20 protein-coding genes are annotated in these 15664 nt (G+C 40.0%); 8 read left to right on the top strand and 12 right to left on the bottom strand.

Features of this window, described 5'->3' with window-relative positions:
- Nucleotides 1-110: 110 nt before the first annotated feature.
- From L1611_RS15115 to L1611_RS15105, 3 genes are read right to left on the bottom strand one after another with little or no spacing between them, the layout of a single operon-like run.
- On the bottom strand, nt 111-848 hold the full coding sequence (locus L1611_RS15115; RefSeq protein ID WP_236314544.1) for an EcsC family protein: 738 nt from the start codon (nt 846-848) through the stop codon (nt 111-113).
- 17 nt (nt 849-865) lie between these two features.
- Complete coding sequence (locus L1611_RS15110; protein ID WP_236314542.1) at nt 866-2104, bottom strand: ABC transporter permease; 1239 nt, start codon at nt 2102-2104, stop codon at nt 866-868.
- Nucleotides 2105-2106: 2 nt separating this feature from the next.
- Complete coding sequence (locus tag L1611_RS15105) at nt 2107-2844, bottom strand: ABC transporter ATP-binding protein (protein WP_236314540.1); 738 nt, start codon at nt 2842-2844, stop codon at nt 2107-2109.
- 631 nt (nt 2845-3475) lie between these two features.
- Here L1611_RS15105 and L1611_RS15100 point away from each other — a divergent pair.
- On the top strand, nt 3476-3898 hold the full coding sequence (locus L1611_RS15100; protein ID WP_265738474.1) for an HIT family protein: 423 nt from the start codon (nt 3476-3478) through the stop codon (nt 3896-3898).
- A gap of 290 nt (nt 3899-4188) precedes the next feature.
- On the opposite strand, the gene L1611_RS15095 is transcribed toward L1611_RS15100, so the two are convergent.
- Nucleotides 4189-5130 carry a hypothetical protein gene (locus L1611_RS15095; RefSeq protein ID WP_236314538.1) on the bottom strand — a complete coding sequence of 314 codons (942 nt, stop codon included), beginning with the start codon at nt 5128-5130 and terminating at the stop codon, nt 4189-4191.
- A 100-nt stretch (nt 5131-5230) separates the two neighbouring features.
- Between L1611_RS15095 and serC the strand changes: the two genes are divergently transcribed.
- Nucleotides 5231-6316 carry a 3-phosphoserine/phosphohydroxythreonine transaminase gene (serC, locus tag L1611_RS15090; protein WP_236314536.1) on the top strand — a complete coding sequence of 362 codons (1086 nt, stop codon included), beginning with the start codon at nt 5231-5233 and terminating at the stop codon, nt 6314-6316.
- A gap of 175 nt (nt 6317-6491) precedes the next feature.
- Nucleotides 6492-7013, top strand: a complete 522-nt coding sequence (locus tag L1611_RS15085; RefSeq protein WP_236314533.1) for a tryptophan transporter — start codon at nt 6492-6494, stop codon at nt 7011-7013.
- 238 nt (nt 7014-7251) lie between these two features.
- Here L1611_RS15085 and L1611_RS15080 read toward each other — a convergent pair whose 3' ends face one another.
- From L1611_RS15080 to L1611_RS15070, 3 genes are all read right to left on the bottom strand, one after another.
- The gene (locus L1611_RS15080) at nt 7252-7929 is read right to left on the bottom strand and encodes a GNAT family N-acetyltransferase (protein WP_236314530.1); all 678 of its coding nucleotides are present in this window, start codon (nt 7927-7929) and stop codon (nt 7252-7254) included.
- 944 nt (nt 7930-8873) lie between these two features.
- Nucleotides 8874-9293 (bottom strand): YkvA family protein, encoded by a 420-nt coding sequence (locus L1611_RS15075; RefSeq protein WP_236314527.1) that lies wholly within the window; start codon nt 9291-9293, stop codon nt 8874-8876.
- 144 nt (nt 9294-9437) lie between these two features.
- The gene (locus tag L1611_RS15070) at nt 9438-9635 is read right to left on the bottom strand and encodes a hypothetical protein (RefSeq protein WP_236314524.1); all 198 of its coding nucleotides are present in this window, start codon (nt 9633-9635) and stop codon (nt 9438-9440) included.
- Nucleotides 9636-9862: 227 nt separating this feature from the next.
- Here L1611_RS15070 and L1611_RS15065 point away from each other — a divergent pair, with 227 nt between their 5' ends.
- The gene (locus L1611_RS15065; protein ID WP_236314522.1) at nt 9863-10246 is read left to right on the top strand and encodes a YtxH domain-containing protein; all 384 of its coding nucleotides are present in this window, start codon (nt 9863-9865) and stop codon (nt 10244-10246) included.
- A 548-nt stretch (nt 10247-10794) separates the two neighbouring features.
- A complete protein-coding gene (locus L1611_RS15060; RefSeq protein WP_236314520.1) occupies nt 10795-11427 on the top strand; it encodes an HTH-type transcriptional regulator Hpr in 633 nt (210 codons plus the stop codon).
- 43 nt (nt 11428-11470) lie between these two features.
- Here L1611_RS15060 and L1611_RS15055 read toward each other — a convergent pair whose 3' ends face one another.
- On the bottom strand, nt 11471-11629 hold the full coding sequence (locus L1611_RS15055) for a YhaI family protein (protein WP_236314518.1): 159 nt from the start codon (nt 11627-11629) through the stop codon (nt 11471-11473).
- Nucleotides 11630-11847: 218 nt separating this feature from the next.
- Here L1611_RS15055 and L1611_RS15050 point away from each other — a divergent pair, with 218 nt between their 5' ends.
- Nucleotides 11848-12384, top strand: a complete 537-nt coding sequence (locus L1611_RS15050; RefSeq protein ID WP_236314516.1) for a DUF3267 domain-containing protein — start codon at nt 11848-11850, stop codon at nt 12382-12384.
- A gap of 113 nt (nt 12385-12497) precedes the next feature.
- Here the strand turns inward: L1611_RS15050 and L1611_RS15045 are convergent, their stop codons facing one another.
- Nucleotides 12498-13085, bottom strand: a complete 588-nt coding sequence (locus L1611_RS15045; protein WP_236314514.1) for a YpmS family protein — start codon at nt 13083-13085, stop codon at nt 12498-12500.
- A gap of 112 nt (nt 13086-13197) precedes the next feature.
- On the opposite strand from L1611_RS15045, the gene L1611_RS15040 reads away from it, so the two are divergent.
- Nucleotides 13198-13383, top strand: a complete 186-nt coding sequence (locus L1611_RS15040) for a hypothetical protein (protein WP_265738482.1) — start codon at nt 13198-13200, stop codon at nt 13381-13383.
- Nucleotides 13384-13729: 346 nt separating this feature from the next.
- Here L1611_RS15040 and L1611_RS15035 read toward each other — a convergent pair whose 3' ends face one another.
- Together L1611_RS15035 and L1611_RS15030 are read right to left on the bottom strand one after the other, a co-directional pair.
- Nucleotides 13730-13819, bottom strand: a complete 90-nt coding sequence (locus tag L1611_RS15035) for a YjcZ family sporulation protein (RefSeq protein ID WP_236314511.1) — start codon at nt 13817-13819, stop codon at nt 13730-13732.
- Nucleotides 13820-13915: 96 nt separating this feature from the next.
- On the bottom strand, nt 13916-14002 hold the full coding sequence (locus L1611_RS15030; protein ID WP_407681740.1) for a YjcZ family sporulation protein: 87 nt from the start codon (nt 14000-14002) through the stop codon (nt 13916-13918).
- Between the two features lie 215 nt (nt 14003-14217).
- Between L1611_RS15030 and L1611_RS15025 the strand changes: the two genes are divergently transcribed.
- Entirely contained in the window at nt 14218-15120 is a 903-nt protein-coding gene (locus L1611_RS15025; protein WP_236314507.1) for a peptidylprolyl isomerase, read from the top strand.
- 263 nt (nt 15121-15383) lie between these two features.
- Here the strand turns inward: L1611_RS15025 and L1611_RS15020 are convergent, their stop codons facing one another.
- A complete protein-coding gene (locus tag L1611_RS15020) occupies nt 15384-15656 on the bottom strand; it encodes a sporulation YhaL family protein (RefSeq protein ID WP_236314505.1) in 273 nt (90 codons plus the stop codon).
- Between the last annotated feature and the right edge of the window lie 8 nt (nt 15657-15664).

Here is a 15664-nt window from a genome sequence, read left to right as displayed (position 1 = left end):
ACTTATTCAGGACATTGCCTTTGAGGCAGTGTCCTTTTAAATTTGAAAATCAATCACAACCAGCCCCATCATACCTAAATAGATTGAATGTCCGTGCGAAAAATGCGCCTTCACCCCTTTTTTTCCTGTAAAAACCTCAATCGATAGCAGTTCATGGCTGTATCACCGAGCTGGTCGAGCAAATTGTAGTTGGCATAGGCTCCGACGATCGCACCGAACCCTGGTACCATCTGCAGCAGCTTCACGAGATCGATGTGGTCCCGGTATGTGATTTGGAAGGTTTTCCAGTCATAATCGTCATTCATGGTCTCCTTGGAAGGCCACTTATGCTTCGTCTCTTCCCAATTTTTAATCGCTAAATAGGTTTCACGGCGCACTTCATCACTTGAAAAGGCCAATAAAAACACATGCAGCAGGAAAATCCGCTCCTGATGGTCCCGCGTATCGAATCCGTAGATCCGTGCAGCCTCGAACAGGAACCTCATTTTAATCCCTAAAAGCAATGGAAAGTCAGCTAATCCAAGCAGTATTCCACCTGCACCGGTCCCTGCCCCTTCCACCATTGCGGTTTTCTTATAGGCTTTTTTCCGTTCGAGGAGCAGTTCATCACGTTCCTCAAGCTTCTTCCCGGCAACTGCCGGTTTTTTTGTCGTATATTCATTGCTGAACAACGTCGCTTTCACCATGTTTCGGATGGCGTTCGTCACCGCAGTATGGACTTTTTCAGGAATCCTTCGATTGATTTGTCCTTGAACTCTTTTTGCTGCTCTTTTATACAGTGGCGAGCGTTTCAATATCTTCCTTTCCCATTCTCTTAACTCCTTCTCAATGTCCTTTTCTATATTCACTTTGAAAAGCCTCCCTGCTAACGCCCCACTTCGGTTAGGATGAATCGTTTATTGAGCTGTTTGAAAAGAAGGACTCTCGTAAAAACGAAAATCAACGCTAAACCCGAAATCAAGATAATCACCGTATCAATGATGGAAAAATGATTCAGAAAGCTGCTTATGGAAAACAAGCTGACTTGTGAGAGCATGATCTTGAAAAGCAAGCGCTGGAATGTATCATAACGCTCTCTCTTTGAGACCGGGTAGAGATCGACCCAGACTTTCATGTCAAAGTGCGGCCATAATGTTGTCAACTGGATCGCCGTCATGTAAAGCATCAACAGATTGACTGCCCAGAGCAAGAACCCTGAAGGCAAAACGAGTATCAATAAAATCCCGATCAAAGTGAGCCGCACATAAATACCGAAGTAGTCATTGGACCGGATGAATGCTCTCGTATACATGTAGCCATATACTCTTTCCTTTTTTCCACTCAACATTTTTAATAGCGGGGCGGCCCATGTCCGCTTACGTACCTTGCGGCTGATTTCCGGAACATCTACAAACATGTTCGCAACTCGATAAAACAGCATGAGCGCATTTCCTTCAAGTTCAATCAGACGCTCCCACTTAAGGGTATGCTTTTGGGAAAGCGGCCGATACACACCCATATAAAGGAGGCTCAATACAAAGAAAAGGACAGCCGTAACCAACCAGACTTCTTTAAATAATGCATATAAAGTGAGAAGCAGCATCACCATCCGGATCACTGGCAGCAATTTTCGTTTCGTTCCTTCCGGAACACGTAATTCCTCCCACTTCGAAAACATATTCCATCCGGTTAAAATCAGAATCAGTAACAAGCTTGAAAAATAAACTGTCCGATCTGAATCGATCCGGTTGAAGTAGAAAGGGCCTAATACAAGCATCAACACGAGGACATTAAAGGCTTGCATCACAAAACTGTATAACAGTGATTTTTGCAGATAAGGCTTGAAACGTTCTTCAATCGGAAGCAGAAAATTAGCATCCGGAACCTTCAGGAAGGTACGGATCTTCCCTCTGCTGACAAAGAGAAAAACCAGGACTGTCACAAATTCTGCAGCAGGAAAAGCTTCCGGCAGAACCTTCAACACCTGACCGTAGTAATAGCTTCCCAGGATGATTCCAACATACACAGAGAACAGGAAGCCGCTGTTTCCGATATATCTAAGATAGCGTATCGCCATGTTCCAGAAGCTGCTGGCACGTTCCCTCCATAGCGTGTTCACATCCATACTCATGCACCTCTTGTAATTTGGACATAGATTTCGTCTAATGCAGCATTCGGCATGCTCATTTTCGCTTGTATTTCAGCAAGCGTCCCATCAGCCAATATCCTTCCTTCATGCAAAATGATGAACCGGTCACAATATCGTTCAGCAGTTGAAAGGATGTGGGTCGATAAAAGAATTCCTGTCCCCCGTTCCTTCACCTGGACGATGAGGTCGAGGAACGACTGGATGCCAAGCGGGTCGAGGCCGACAAATGGTTCATCAACGACAAATAAAGAGGGGCGGACCAGGAACGCGCACATGATCATGACCTTCTGCTTCATCCCTTTAGAAAATTGGTTCGGAAACCATTTCAGCTTGTTTTCCATACGGAATTCTTTCAAGAGCGGCTCAACCCTGCTCTTTAATTCTGCCTGATCGATGTCATAGGCCATGGCAGTCAGTTCAAGATGCTCCCATAATGTAAGTTCATCATACAGGACCGGTGTTTCAGGAATATAAGCGATTTGGGAACGGTAGCGGTCAGGTCCTTCACCGATTGTGTTTTCGCTCACCTTGATTGTTCCTTCAATCGGTTCCATCAAACCAAGCACATGCTTGATTGTCGTACTTTTTCCCGCACCATTCAGACCGATCAATCCAACGATTTCTTTTTGTTCCACATGAAAATTGAGATTATGTAAAACAGGTTGCTGCTGGCTGTATCCACCTGTCAAATCTGTTACGTCCAAGACACTTTTCATTCTAGACCCCTTCCATTGTTCGGTTGTTTTATGCTATTTTATCAAATAAAATCATTCCATGCTTATTGTACCAATATTCACTGTATTAATTTGGACAAATTTGGAAATGATGAGAATGAAGAAGGCATCCCCCCTTCTTCAAAAGAAAAGAGAAAGAGATTGCTGTTGTGTAATCCAACTTCATGAAGGGTGTACAAACGGCGTGAGCTATTTGGACAACTCTTCTAAACAATGACCACTTTCCCAAGCCATTGTTCATTATCTCTTGTTTCTCTTTTCTTCTCTGACCTCTCCGGAGAGCTCTATCAACAGGATAGGGCTCTTCATTTTTTTTATAAATTTTGAGGGATAAAAACCAACAGCCTCCTCGTCAGTCTTCCAGTGACCTGCGTGACTATACGGGTCGCTTCCGCTTTTCTTGATGTCTAGCTCAGCGACCAGTCACTTGGATCACTTCAGACTTCCTGCGGCGGCGACAGCCTCCTCGTCAGTCTTCCAGTGACCTGCGTGACTATACGGGTCGCTTCCGCTTTTCTTTCACTTTAAATAAAAATAGTCTTTTTTATGTTCATTTCTTGCTATGATACAATTACTTCAAACGAGAACAATACTTTTGAAAGGTGTGGAACATATGGAAGATTGTATTTTTTGTAAAATCATCGCCGGCGATATCCCTGCTTCCAAAGTGTATGAAGACGAACATGTACTGGCTTTTCTTGATATCAGCCAAGTAACGAAAGGCCATACCCTTGTCATTCCGAAAGAGCACCATGAAAACCTCTATGAACTTCCCTCCGAGGCTGCTGAAAAAGTATTTTCAGTCGTACCTAAAATAGCGAATTCGATCAAGGAACGTTTTCAACCGATCGGCTTGAATCTATTGAATAATAATGAGGAACCAGCCGGACAATCTGTTTTCCATTACCATGTACATATCCTGCCTAGGTATGGTGAAGGAGACGGTTTCGGGGCCGTCTGGAAACCTCATTCAGGTGAATATTCCTCTGAAGATCTCCAACAGATCGCACAGGAAATTTCAGAATCTATCAAGTGAAGACTTGATTGGAGAGCGGTCTCAGATGGCTGCTCTCTTTTTAAGAAATGTCGTTCATTTGTGTAGATAAAATCGTTTTTTTGTACATAATTCCATATTTTTTGCATTTCACCTTCTATTTTTGTAGATTTTCACTTTGGACTACATAAAGAAAACTTGGCGAAGGCTGAGCCTTAGCTGCACTAATACTTCGTTCGCAAACTTTTCTGCTACGCCGGTTAGCTACATCGCTGAAAAGTTAAACTTTCATAACGTATTAAAAAGGGATGACCTTAATGTCACCCCTTCCACTACTTATAAATCGAGAGCAACTGTTCGGATTCTGGCGATTTGGTGCTTAAAAAGGTTCGCCTCAGATCCCCTACCGTTTCGATCACTTTCGGTTCTTCCCAATCAGGATGGTCAAATTGCGCATCGAATTGCTTCAACCAATTTTGCAACTCCCGATAAAACGGGATGTTCCATCTAAGCTGGTGCAGGAATTCTTCTCTTGTCCCCTTGAATCCGAATTCACCATTTATGAGGTCAAGGATTTCAGCTTGCCACTTGGCTGTTATGCTGGAGTTCCCTCTTATATCTTTAAAACGGTACCATTGCTGATCAAATTCAAATGCATGCGGATAATAATACGCATAGATCGTTTCAAACTGTTCACCAGTAGCCGTAATGAACTTCTTTCCATGATGCTCGCGCAGGACATATCCGCCTTCTGTCCGGTTCATATGCTCAAGCTGGGCAGGCTCGACGAATGTCAGCCATATTTCAGTTATAGCATCTTTGACGGGAGCTATGACAGCCGGTAAAGAACCGTATGGGGCTAAAAAGGACCCATAAATGATATCAGAATCGAGCATAGATCCACGCAGGCAAAGCACAAAGTCATTCAATTTCCTATTCAAACTGAATTTATACCGTAATTGAGCTAAACAGACATTCGAGCCATATGCTACAAGAGGGACCCGCTCTTCTATTGGCGGCAATTCCTGTTCATGAAGGAAATCACCGATTGAAAGGGTATGATCCGACCTTTCATGAAAAGATCCCAGCATGTTGTCCGAGTCTGAATACTCTACTTTTAAATCCTCTATGGACACACCCATCTTTTCAATGATCCGGTGTGCTTTCCCTTCATAATAAATGAAGGAAGAAATTGGACGTGGTCCTGGATATACATCCGGATGATCATAGGGACTAAGGTCAATTGGTTTATTTTCTTTATATTCTTTGTACAATTTTGATATCCCCCTTATATCTATGGTGTGATTCAAGTATAATGAATTTTCAGAAGGCTTACTATACTACATTATTCTTTGGACAAAGGAGTCGAGCTTCATGGAAACATTCAATTTCAACCCTGGGCCTACAGCTCTTCCAAAAGAGGTCCTGTTACGTGCACAACAGGAACTGGTCAATTACCTGGATACAGGCTTGTCAATTCTCGAAATGAGTCACCGAAGTAAAGCATACCAATCGATTCACGAAAATGCACAACAGTCGTTACGAAAGTTTCTGAACATCCCTGAGACCCACGAAATTTTATTTTTACAAGGTGGAGCGAGCCTCCAGTTTACCATGGTCCCAATGAACCTCCTCAAGGAAAGCCAATCAGCTTCCTATATCGTAACAGGCTCTTGGAGTCAGAAGGCTTATAAGGAGTCCATGAAAATCGGGAAGACGGAAATCACTGCGAGCAGTGAGGCATCCGGCTTTACACATATACCGGATAAATCGGACTGGAAGGGACTTGATAAGGATATCAGCTATCTCCATGTTACGAGCAACAACACAATATACGGAACCCAATGGCAAACCTTCGAAGAACTTCCGGATGTTCCATTGGTCATCGATATGTCGAGTGATATCGGTTCAAGAACAGTTCCTTGGGAAAAAGTTGTACTGGCTTATGCAGGAGCACAGAAAAACATCGGTCCAGCTGGTGCCACAGTCGTGATCATCCGTAAAGATGTTCTGGCTGAAACGAATACACAGCTTCCTGCCATGCTCGATTATAAGGTCCATAGTAACAAAAACTCTTTGTACAATACACCGCCGACCTACTCGATCTATTTGCTTGGCTTGACCATTGAGTGGATGATTGAACAGGGAGGATTGACTGAATTCATCCACCGAAGTGAGCAAAAGGCATCCCTCCTTTATAACACGATTGATGAAAGCGATGGATTTTATACTGGACATGCCGAAAAATCAAGCCGTTCACGGATGAACATCACATTTAACCTGCCAAACTCCGAACTTAGTAAAGCCTTCTTACAAGGTACAGAAGATGAAGGGTTTGTCGGACTTTCCGGTCACCGTTCTGTCGGTGGCTGCCGTGCATCCCTTTATAATGGAGTCGGTTTGGCATCATGTGAGCGCTTAGTGAATTATATGGAAAAATTTAAAAAGAAGCACTCATGACTGGTTCCACGAAAATTCGGTTACCATAAACTGTTACCCGGAAATTCAGGTGAAAAACCTTTTCTTCACCTATGAATGATTGGTAAAATGTAAGCATCCGTTTTACTCGCAATAGGCATGAGCGCACTATTGGAGTCAACGAGAAAAGTTGAGTTGAGAAGAGGAGAGGATTTATATGAAATCCATTCAATTATCTTTAATTGGTGTACTATTAGCTGTAGGGTTTGTACTTCACGCAGTCATCCCTGGAATATTAGGAGCAATGAAAATCGATATGCTTCTGACGATGATGTTCCTGGCAATCATTTTGTTCCCGGATAATAAAAGTGTCGGTGTGACCGCATTGACAACTGGTGTCATTTCAGCACTGACAACGAGTTTTCCAGGAGGGCAGTTTGCTAATTTGATCGATAAGCCGATTACAGCCTTCATCATTTTCGCTTTATATATGAGCTTTAAGAAATTCCACGGGAATGTCATTCTTGCAGCGACTCTAGCAGCTGTAGGAACGCTGATCAGCGGAGCGATATTCTTATCAGCCGCAGCAATACTTACAAACTTACCAGCACCATTCATAGCTTTGTTCCTTACAGTCGTCGTACCGACAGCGGTAGTCAACACCATTGCCATGACTGTTTTGTTTCCGATCATGCAGACAATTACAAAGCGATCCAATTTAAAATACCAAATACAATAAAGCTCAGGGCTCGAGCTGGAGAATAGTTCTTAAAAAATATACCGATCCCATCATAGTAACGGGCCCTATTTTGAGGTACAAACTCGAAGTTCGCAGCCAAAATCGCAAGTCAAATTACACATTATTCACAACAGTTTTGCATATAAATTCACAAGAAAAAGAGCTCAGATTTGAGCTCTTTTTTGACTATACGGACGAAGGGCTTACTTCATAAACCCGCTGATTGCGGAATAAAAAATTAACCAAAATGTAAATCAACCCCATATTGATATAAGTTAAGTTTTTTCGCAACAGACTGTGATGAAAAATTATCCCAAGCTGTACTGTAGAGTGGCTTCAATCCTAATTTTCTCACTTCTGCTGCCCAAGCAACCACACATCTAGTGGCATACCCGTTACCCTGATACCGTGTCAGAGTTTCTACACTTGCTTCAGCACCCTTTAAACTCTTTCTTGCACTTGAACAGATGGAGACTGCTTTGCCGTCTTGCATAATTGCATATATAGGCTGCCTCCATTCAAAGTCATCAATTAGATGTGGAAACTCTTTTAGCAATAAATCTTTATTGTCATTCGTTATTTTAGTTGCATTAGAAGTCATATTAAACCCTTCAGGAAAAACATATGCTGGACCCATCCATACGGAACTTATCTGCCTTAACTTACTTACATTGATAATCAGCTTTCCGAGATTCATGCTGTCTATTCTGTCATCAACCAGTTTTAGAATTTTTGACTCTTCAAACTCAGAAAAAGATTTGTTAAAACGAATTATATTTCCTGTCTTAGTACGCCCAATGAAAAGAAATGGTGCAGGTGTTTCTGTAGGTTCATTTAACCCTGTTATTTTTTTAAGGTTATCTATATTAAATAAGACTTCTGTCTGTATTTCCATTAACTTATAGTCTATATTCAATTTCATCATCCTAGCGTTAGATATTACTTAAGTAAACAAGAGTTACTATATGGAACAATAGGTAAGCGTTTGAAGTCATCTCCGTCTTTCCCCTTGCTCCACAATAAGGACGTGCTAGTTTCCCAGCATTAAGGCCGACAATGATTTTTTACTCTTAACAACTTTATTGTAGAATTGATTTCAATACTGATAATTAACTGGATATTAATACTCCCTGGTTGTCTATTAGGTGAGGAAAAAGTTTTTTCTCTTATTTAACTGTGAAAAATACAATTATCAAAATAAGTGAAATAAAAGTCAATATCCATATAACTATTATCTTGCCTACTTGACTTACATTAAATAGGTGAACTAATCCCACATAGATAAAAGCTGTAATTGAATAAAACACTATTCCCGAAATGGACTTATCGTCGGAGTAATTACCCAAAATAAAATGGAGTATTGTTATAGGATATAAAATAAGAACAAGTAAATAATGTAGTTGTTTTGTTTTCACCAAGACCTCCAAGATTTTGTATACTTCATAAAACAACGCTTATTTATTACGGATAAGTCCTAATTCTGGCTTTCTGGATACCGCATCTTTATGTAAACCAGATCATTTCCTTTTACTTCTTTACCGCAATTCGAACATTTCGGTGTATTCCCAAACATCTTATTCCTCCTCAATATTAAGATAGTTATTAATAATACGATTAAAGATTAATAAAGTTCTCAAAAAGTTACAAAAGAGGCATGTCCTATTTCGGATAAGCCCCCTGTTGGAAAAATGATCGCCTTTTTGGCGTAGGGTGGTGGAGCTAGGCATTTCTTCACCGCAACCAAAATTTTAATACTTTCTTATCCTTCAAGAAAAAACGCAAGTGATTTCGTATGTGAAACCACTTGCCTTTATATGTGTGAAATATACTGTGTGTACTCCAAAACAGCACCCGTTAGCATCATAGGGTGTCGGTTTTATTTGGGCTTTCCTGTTCCCAATCTAAGAATTGTTCAATCTCATTGTTTACGGTCTTCCATACATAGCTGATGATGGCGAGATCATCTACTAAGCCCAGGCCAGCGATGAAATCGGGAATGGCGTCAATCGGACTTAAGAAATAAAGTAATCCTGCGATGACCAATACCATTGATTTTTTTGAGATATCCCGGTAGTTTCCTAATCGATACTGATCTGCGAGACGAATGAGAGCTTGTATTCTGTCCAAAAAACCTTTCAAAGCTTCTTGTATATCATCCTTTTGAAGTTTTGCACGTACGTTCTGGACCATTTGACCGCTTTCTTCCCGGTCTTTGATCAACGTACGTGCACGCCTTATCATCGTTCTAAAAAACATGAAAAGTTTAATTTTCTTCCACATCTCTTACGCCTCCTCCTTCTCTTTAATCTTCCACATCTTCCTTCATATTAATCCGAGAAGAAGGGTTTGCCAAGAATAATAAGCCGATTGGACAGTTTTTTTGAATACACAATGAATGATTAACAAAAGCTAAATGGAGATTCGTCAAAATTTGATCACAAAAAAGAGGACAACAAGCAATAAGCAGAAGCTTCCAATGACGCCTAACATGCGACCGATGTTCTGTTTTTTGTGGACACGGACATTTCTGAATGAATAACGTTTTGTATCAAGAAACATCCTGATCATGATATAAAATAAAAGCAACCCAAGAATAGCAAGTACAATAATTCCATAAATCATTACTCATCACCCCATACCATCCTATGAAAAAGAGGAAAGGTTTATTCCCCGAGAATTGTTTAACAATGTCGATATCGTGGGATAGTTTTGTAGAAATGGTCGAACGATTATTGAAGGTTTCTAAAAGGCGCTCACGAATAATGTAACAAGGACTTATCTTGTTTGGACGGGACATGACATCTTGGCCCTTGAAAGATGAGTAAGATCACGAAAGGAGAATTGTAATCATGAAAAAGGAACAAAAATCCGTATTAATCGGCTTTGCGGTAGGAAGTATTGTCACTGCAGCTGCAACATTGTTATCCACACCAAAATCAGGTCGGGAAGTCCGTAAAGACATTAAGGACTCGACCTATAAATTGAAACAAACATTAACGGACGTCAGAAAAGAAGGCATCAGCCTTAAAGAACAAATCATTCAAGTTTCAAAGGAAGGTGTAGATGCATTCAAAGAGGTTGCGACTGATTTGAAAGAAGACATCAAATCTTGGAGGAAAGAAATCGAACCGAACATTGAAATTATCAAAAATGATGTTGAGGAAATCAACGATACCGTAGCAGAACTCCAGGAAGAAACAAAAAACACATCAGAACCAGCAGAAACAAAATAGAACGTTAACAAGGACTGGCTCTAGCAAGTGTATCCCACCACTTAGCATACGGGCCAGTTTTTTGCATATTCACCCCCTTTTTCAGGTCCCCTACTCTAATGTTTCAACATCCCTTAAATATAAGGCTCTGTTATTCTCCATTGTTGATTTTTGTGAAATTCACTCCCTTTCCGGCGGGCGGACGAAAAGCGGAAGCGACCTGCTTCGTCACGCAGGTCACTGGTGGGTTTCACCAATCCCGCAGGAGTATCACCAATTTCGCTTAAAGAAAATTCGTGTTGAAAAAGCTACTAAAGCGCGAAATATTAAGCAACCTTACCGATATTAAATAAGTGAAGGTATATTTCAATAGAGAAAAGAGAAAGCCTTATGACTTTTTGTCAAAAATAAAAAGGTTTTGTTCTTTTTTGTCGAAATAATACTTATAAATTCCTACTCAAAGGATTTATTAGACAACAATTAGTGGGAAAAAGTTGTGAACACTTAGATAATTGTCTTTATAAATCTAACAATTCCTGTCATAATATAAAGCAGAATGGAGGTTCATTATGGAAAATAAGAAAGATTTTTCAATGAAAGAAGCTATGATGTTCAGTCATAAAGTAGCCCAGATTAGTAAAGCCATGTGGAAATGTGTTGAGAAAGATTGGCAAGGTTGGATCAAACCATTCGGTCTTAACATTAACGAACACCACATTCTCTGGATTGCTTTCCATCTTGAGGGAGCTTCGATCTCTGACATCTCCAAGTTCGGTGTTATGCACGTGTCTACAGCATTTAACTTTTCCAAAAAACTAGAAGAACAAGGCTACTTGACCTTCTCAAAGAAAGAAAATGACAAACGGAACACGTATGTTAAACTAACCGACACGGGAAGAGATCTATTATTAAGAACGATTGAAGATTACAGACCTGAAAGTTATGGTATTTTCGGTGCTTCACTCAAGTTACGTGAGCTTTATGGAAAATTTCCTGAATTCGATGAATTGATGGCAGTGATTCGAAGTGTGTATGGGGAAGATTTCATGTCTATCCTTGATACTACGGTAACAAAAATAGAAAGCGAATTTGAGGAAATTGATAATCAACTCGTTTCTGCCAAACCTGAAAACAAACCAGTAAACCTACAGCTTACACCTGAAAAAGAAGAAGAAATCACCAAAGTACCAACCATCACCTGATTGCACATTTTTCATCAGGCTGATCAGTTCATCAGTCAAGCTTTTAAAATATCCTTTGTTTATTAAATGACATAGGTGTCATGTAAGGATCGACCTCCGGATTGAGCATCCCTGCAAAATGAATTAATAGAGGAGTCAAAACCATACCGGCTTCTCTTAATAATTCATCTCCCCTTTCCTCAAGCTCCCTGCAAAGTTCCATAATCTACTCGCCCTTGAAATACTTCTTCAGATGTTTATTATTTTTTTGTAAAACCTATTGATTTTTCGCAAGAAACGTCGTAATGTATGTACGTGGTTTTTAAAAGAAGCTTGGAAAAGCTGATCCCACACCAGCTGAAGCTAAGTTAACTTTTACTGGAGAACGTAAGGTATTCACCTTTTCCCACATACATTATTAATTAAAGAAGGTGATCCATCATGAATTGCTTCAAATCGATAAATATAACACGTGATTACGGTAAACTACGCCTATTACTGATGTCGACACTATTCAGTCTAACGTATTTTATCGTTTATTTTATGGTTTTCAGTATGTTTCAACCTGAAACGAGCTATTTTCAAACAGGCTTTATGCCCTTGCTGTTGATCACAATATTGATCATACCTTTCCATACATTCTTGCATTGTCTCCCGCTTTGGATTGCAGGCCATAAAGCAGGTTTCGGTATTGGCGAAAATCGTTTTTCATTTTTTTGCCGTATACCCGACGTTCTTTCTAGAAGAGTGGCTCTGATCACAGTCGCTTTTCCCCTGCTGTTCATTACGTTGATTTCATTGATCGGCTCGATGGTATTTCCAGAACTGCTGCACTTGTTTGCGATTGTTTCGGCATTGAATATCTTTCTATGTGTGAAAGATATGATTTATATCATCCATCTATGGAATGCACCTAAGGATTCGTTTTTAGAAGATGGAGATACAGGATTCCAGATCATTGTGCGCCGCACTTATTAAATGCTATATCTTAAGATAGATTTTCTTAAGGTATATTCACAGAAATAAATCCTATAAAAAAAGAATGGCCTGTGATCATCTCGATTGGTGTGAGGGGCCATTCTTTTTTTATCTTATTTTTCTGTAAGGTAATAAACCTTGAATCGGATGTTGTCTTCCTCCAAATCAAAGGATTCAGCTTTTATAAACAGTTGATCCTTCAATTTAATCTGTGTGAGTTTCAGGAGTATCGTTTCTTCTTTATCATTGATTTCAACCCAGGGAGGCAAATCAGTACTTCCATTGATGAACTCCAATATTTTCGAACCAGGTAGCTTCAATGCCCCTAGCTTGATCGATTCCTCTCTTAACAAAAGATCACCATTGTCCAATACTTGGGGTTTGAAATCCATCGTAAATTGGACTTCATTGGTAAAAAACGTGAAATATCCTTTAACTTGAACATTCTCTTTAAGTGTTACATTATAATCGAACTTTGGATTCCTGCCAGACTTCAATTCAGCTAATTGTTCTTTTATTAGAAAGTTCAATTGCGATTTGGAAGATTCAATATCGAAAATCGGCTCACCATGCATAGCTACGTCACGGCTGGAGTTATCTCCCTGTTTATCCCCCATAAATATTAAAGTTCCAACAATGATTGGTACGATTACCATGATTACAAGTAGTATGAAAAATGCGTATTTCCATCTGAATTTCAAAAGGCTCTCCTCCTGTCCCCTATATTCTATGATAGTTGTGACTGTTCATTTAATTAATATTTTGGTATGTTAGTAATACAATCTCTTAGTTTCGGAGGTTTCAAATATGACAATGATCGCAATCTATTATATAGCATTCGCATGTATCGTTCTATTCTTGTTCAATACTCTTACGAATCGCTTATGTATTCAAAAAAATATTCCCGCTGAAAAACAAGTGAATGTGTTTCGGTGGATCAATATCATGATTACAATCCTACTCGTGAGCTCGTACATTGAAGTAATTTATGTGCATTGAAGCAATTTATGCTTCATAATACTTCATTATTCCCCACATTGACATATGTACAAACATCACATAGGAAGAATGAATCATAAAGAAAAGCGTAAGCGCCTTAGTTAACCACGAAGGTCACTGGAAGTCCGACGAGGAGGCTCGAACCAAACAAAGTTCGGTTCTGCGTGGGCAAACACTTCGAACTAAATCAATGTGTCGACCGCCGCAGGAGGACTGAAGTGATCCAAGTGGTTGGGCGTTGGAGCTAGACATTCCATCTTCGAAAACAAAATTTTTATACTTTCTTATCCTTTAAAAAAGAGGCTGACCCCGATAGTCAGCCTCTTACTCATTCATCATTTACGTATTAGCAAATCCAAGCTGCGCCTACGATAATCAATAGGATGAACAATACAACGATCAACGCAAATCCTCTTCCATAGCCGTATCCACCCATGATGTCACCCCCTATTCCGGTGTTACGTTATCCTATGCATTGAGGTAAGCCAAAGCATAGGCTTCTATCCTTTCACTCCGAAAATTCTCTAGAATTTTAACAGATGTAGCAAGCTCCTATGATGATCAACAAAAGGAACAGTACTACGATCAAGGCAAAACCACTTCCGGATCCGTAACCCATTGCAATCCCTCCTTTGGTATACATTTATAGTGTATAAGTCAAATGCCGTTATTGATTAGACCAATGCCCTTATTTTGAAAAAGGGGCGAATGCACAAGCAATTCCAATAAATGTGTATTTTTTCTCATATTTGGTGTTTAATGTGTATTTTTATCGGTTGGATATGCTATAGTAGAAACTGTGAAAAAATTTCTACATCATAGGAGTGTATGTCGATGAAAAAGTGGGTCCTGACAGTTGCTGCAGCAACAACAATTTTTGGTACAGCTGCATGTAGCAATAATGGCGATTCCGGCGATAGCAAAGTGATCGTCGAAACAAACGCCGGAGATGTTACACAACAAGATTTCTATAACGAGATGAAAAAACAACCTCAATCCGAACAAATTTTACAAGAACTTGTTCAATATAAAGTTCTTTCTGAAAAATATAAAGTCAGCGATAAAGAACTCGATCAAGAGATTGAGTACCTTAGAAGCCAATTTGGTGGAGAAGAAGGTTTCGAGAACGCTTTGAAACAAAGCGGTATTGAAGGCGAGGACGAGCTGCGCGACGTTGTTAAGCGAAACCTCGTATTCTTCAAAGCTCAAACGGATGGAATCAAAGTATCCGAGGAAGAAATGAAAAAGAAATATGAAGAAGAATTCAAAGTTAAAGAAGTTGAAGCACGTCACATCTTGGTAGAAGATGAAAAGACAGCTAAAGAAGTGAAAAAGAAGCTTGACGAAGGTGGAGACTTTGCAGAACTTGCGAAGGAATATTCTACTGATCCTGGTTCGAAAGACAAAGGTGGAGAGTTAGGATCATTCCCACGCGGCCAAATGGTCCCTGAGTTCGATGAGGTAGCATTCACACTTGAAAAAGGTAAAATTTCAGACCCAGTCAAATCCCAATATGGATTCCACATCATTGAAGTATTAGACCAAAAAACACAATCATTTGAAGAAGCAGAGTATCAAATCAAGAAAACATTGCTTCAACAGAAAGCTCAAGAAAAAGCACAAAAGGACCCAGAAGCCAACCCGATCGACAAAGCTATGAAAGATGCTAAAATCGACGTGAAAGATAAGGAATACAAGGACCTTTTTAAGAAAGATGACAAAGCTGACCAAAAATAATTAATAGGTGGACTGACTCTTGTCAGTCCTCTTTTCATGTCCTTTTTTAGACTTGGGCTGGCAAATTTAATCATCAGAAGTGTTTTTTCACTTCATTATCTCAACAACTCAAGGGTAAAACGCGACAAATTTATAAATATCTCAACAACTCAGAGATTATCTCGACAACTTAGAAATTACCCCGACAACCCGAAAAACAGCCTTGTGGTGGGGGCTCACTTTTTAAGAAAAAAGCCCCCTATAAAAGGAAGCTCTCTCTCATTTTATTCGCCAGATGCTTGATTTCGCCGTTGCTTTTCTTCCTCAATCCGTTCCATATAAATTTTGCCCTCTTCCTCAATGTGTACCCGGTCCAGTTTTCGGTCTTCGACTGTATGGAACCACGCTCGGTAGCCTGAATAACCTATCCCTGCTAGTACGAAGTACATCCACCATGGTACATTTGCGAGAATCGGCTTGAGATTGCTGTATACACCTGTGAATTGTAACAATACAAAAAATAAAACAACCGTAGCGACAACGTATAGGCGACGCATCGACTTTC

The sequence above is a fragment of the Pseudalkalibacillus salsuginis genome, assembly GCF_021646685.1.
Classification (GTDB): domain Bacteria; phylum Bacillota; class Bacilli; order Bacillales; family Fictibacillaceae; genus Pseudalkalibacillus; species Pseudalkalibacillus salsuginis.
The sequence above is the reverse complement of the archived record's forward strand: the minus strand, read 5'-3'. Positions and strand labels throughout refer to the sequence as shown.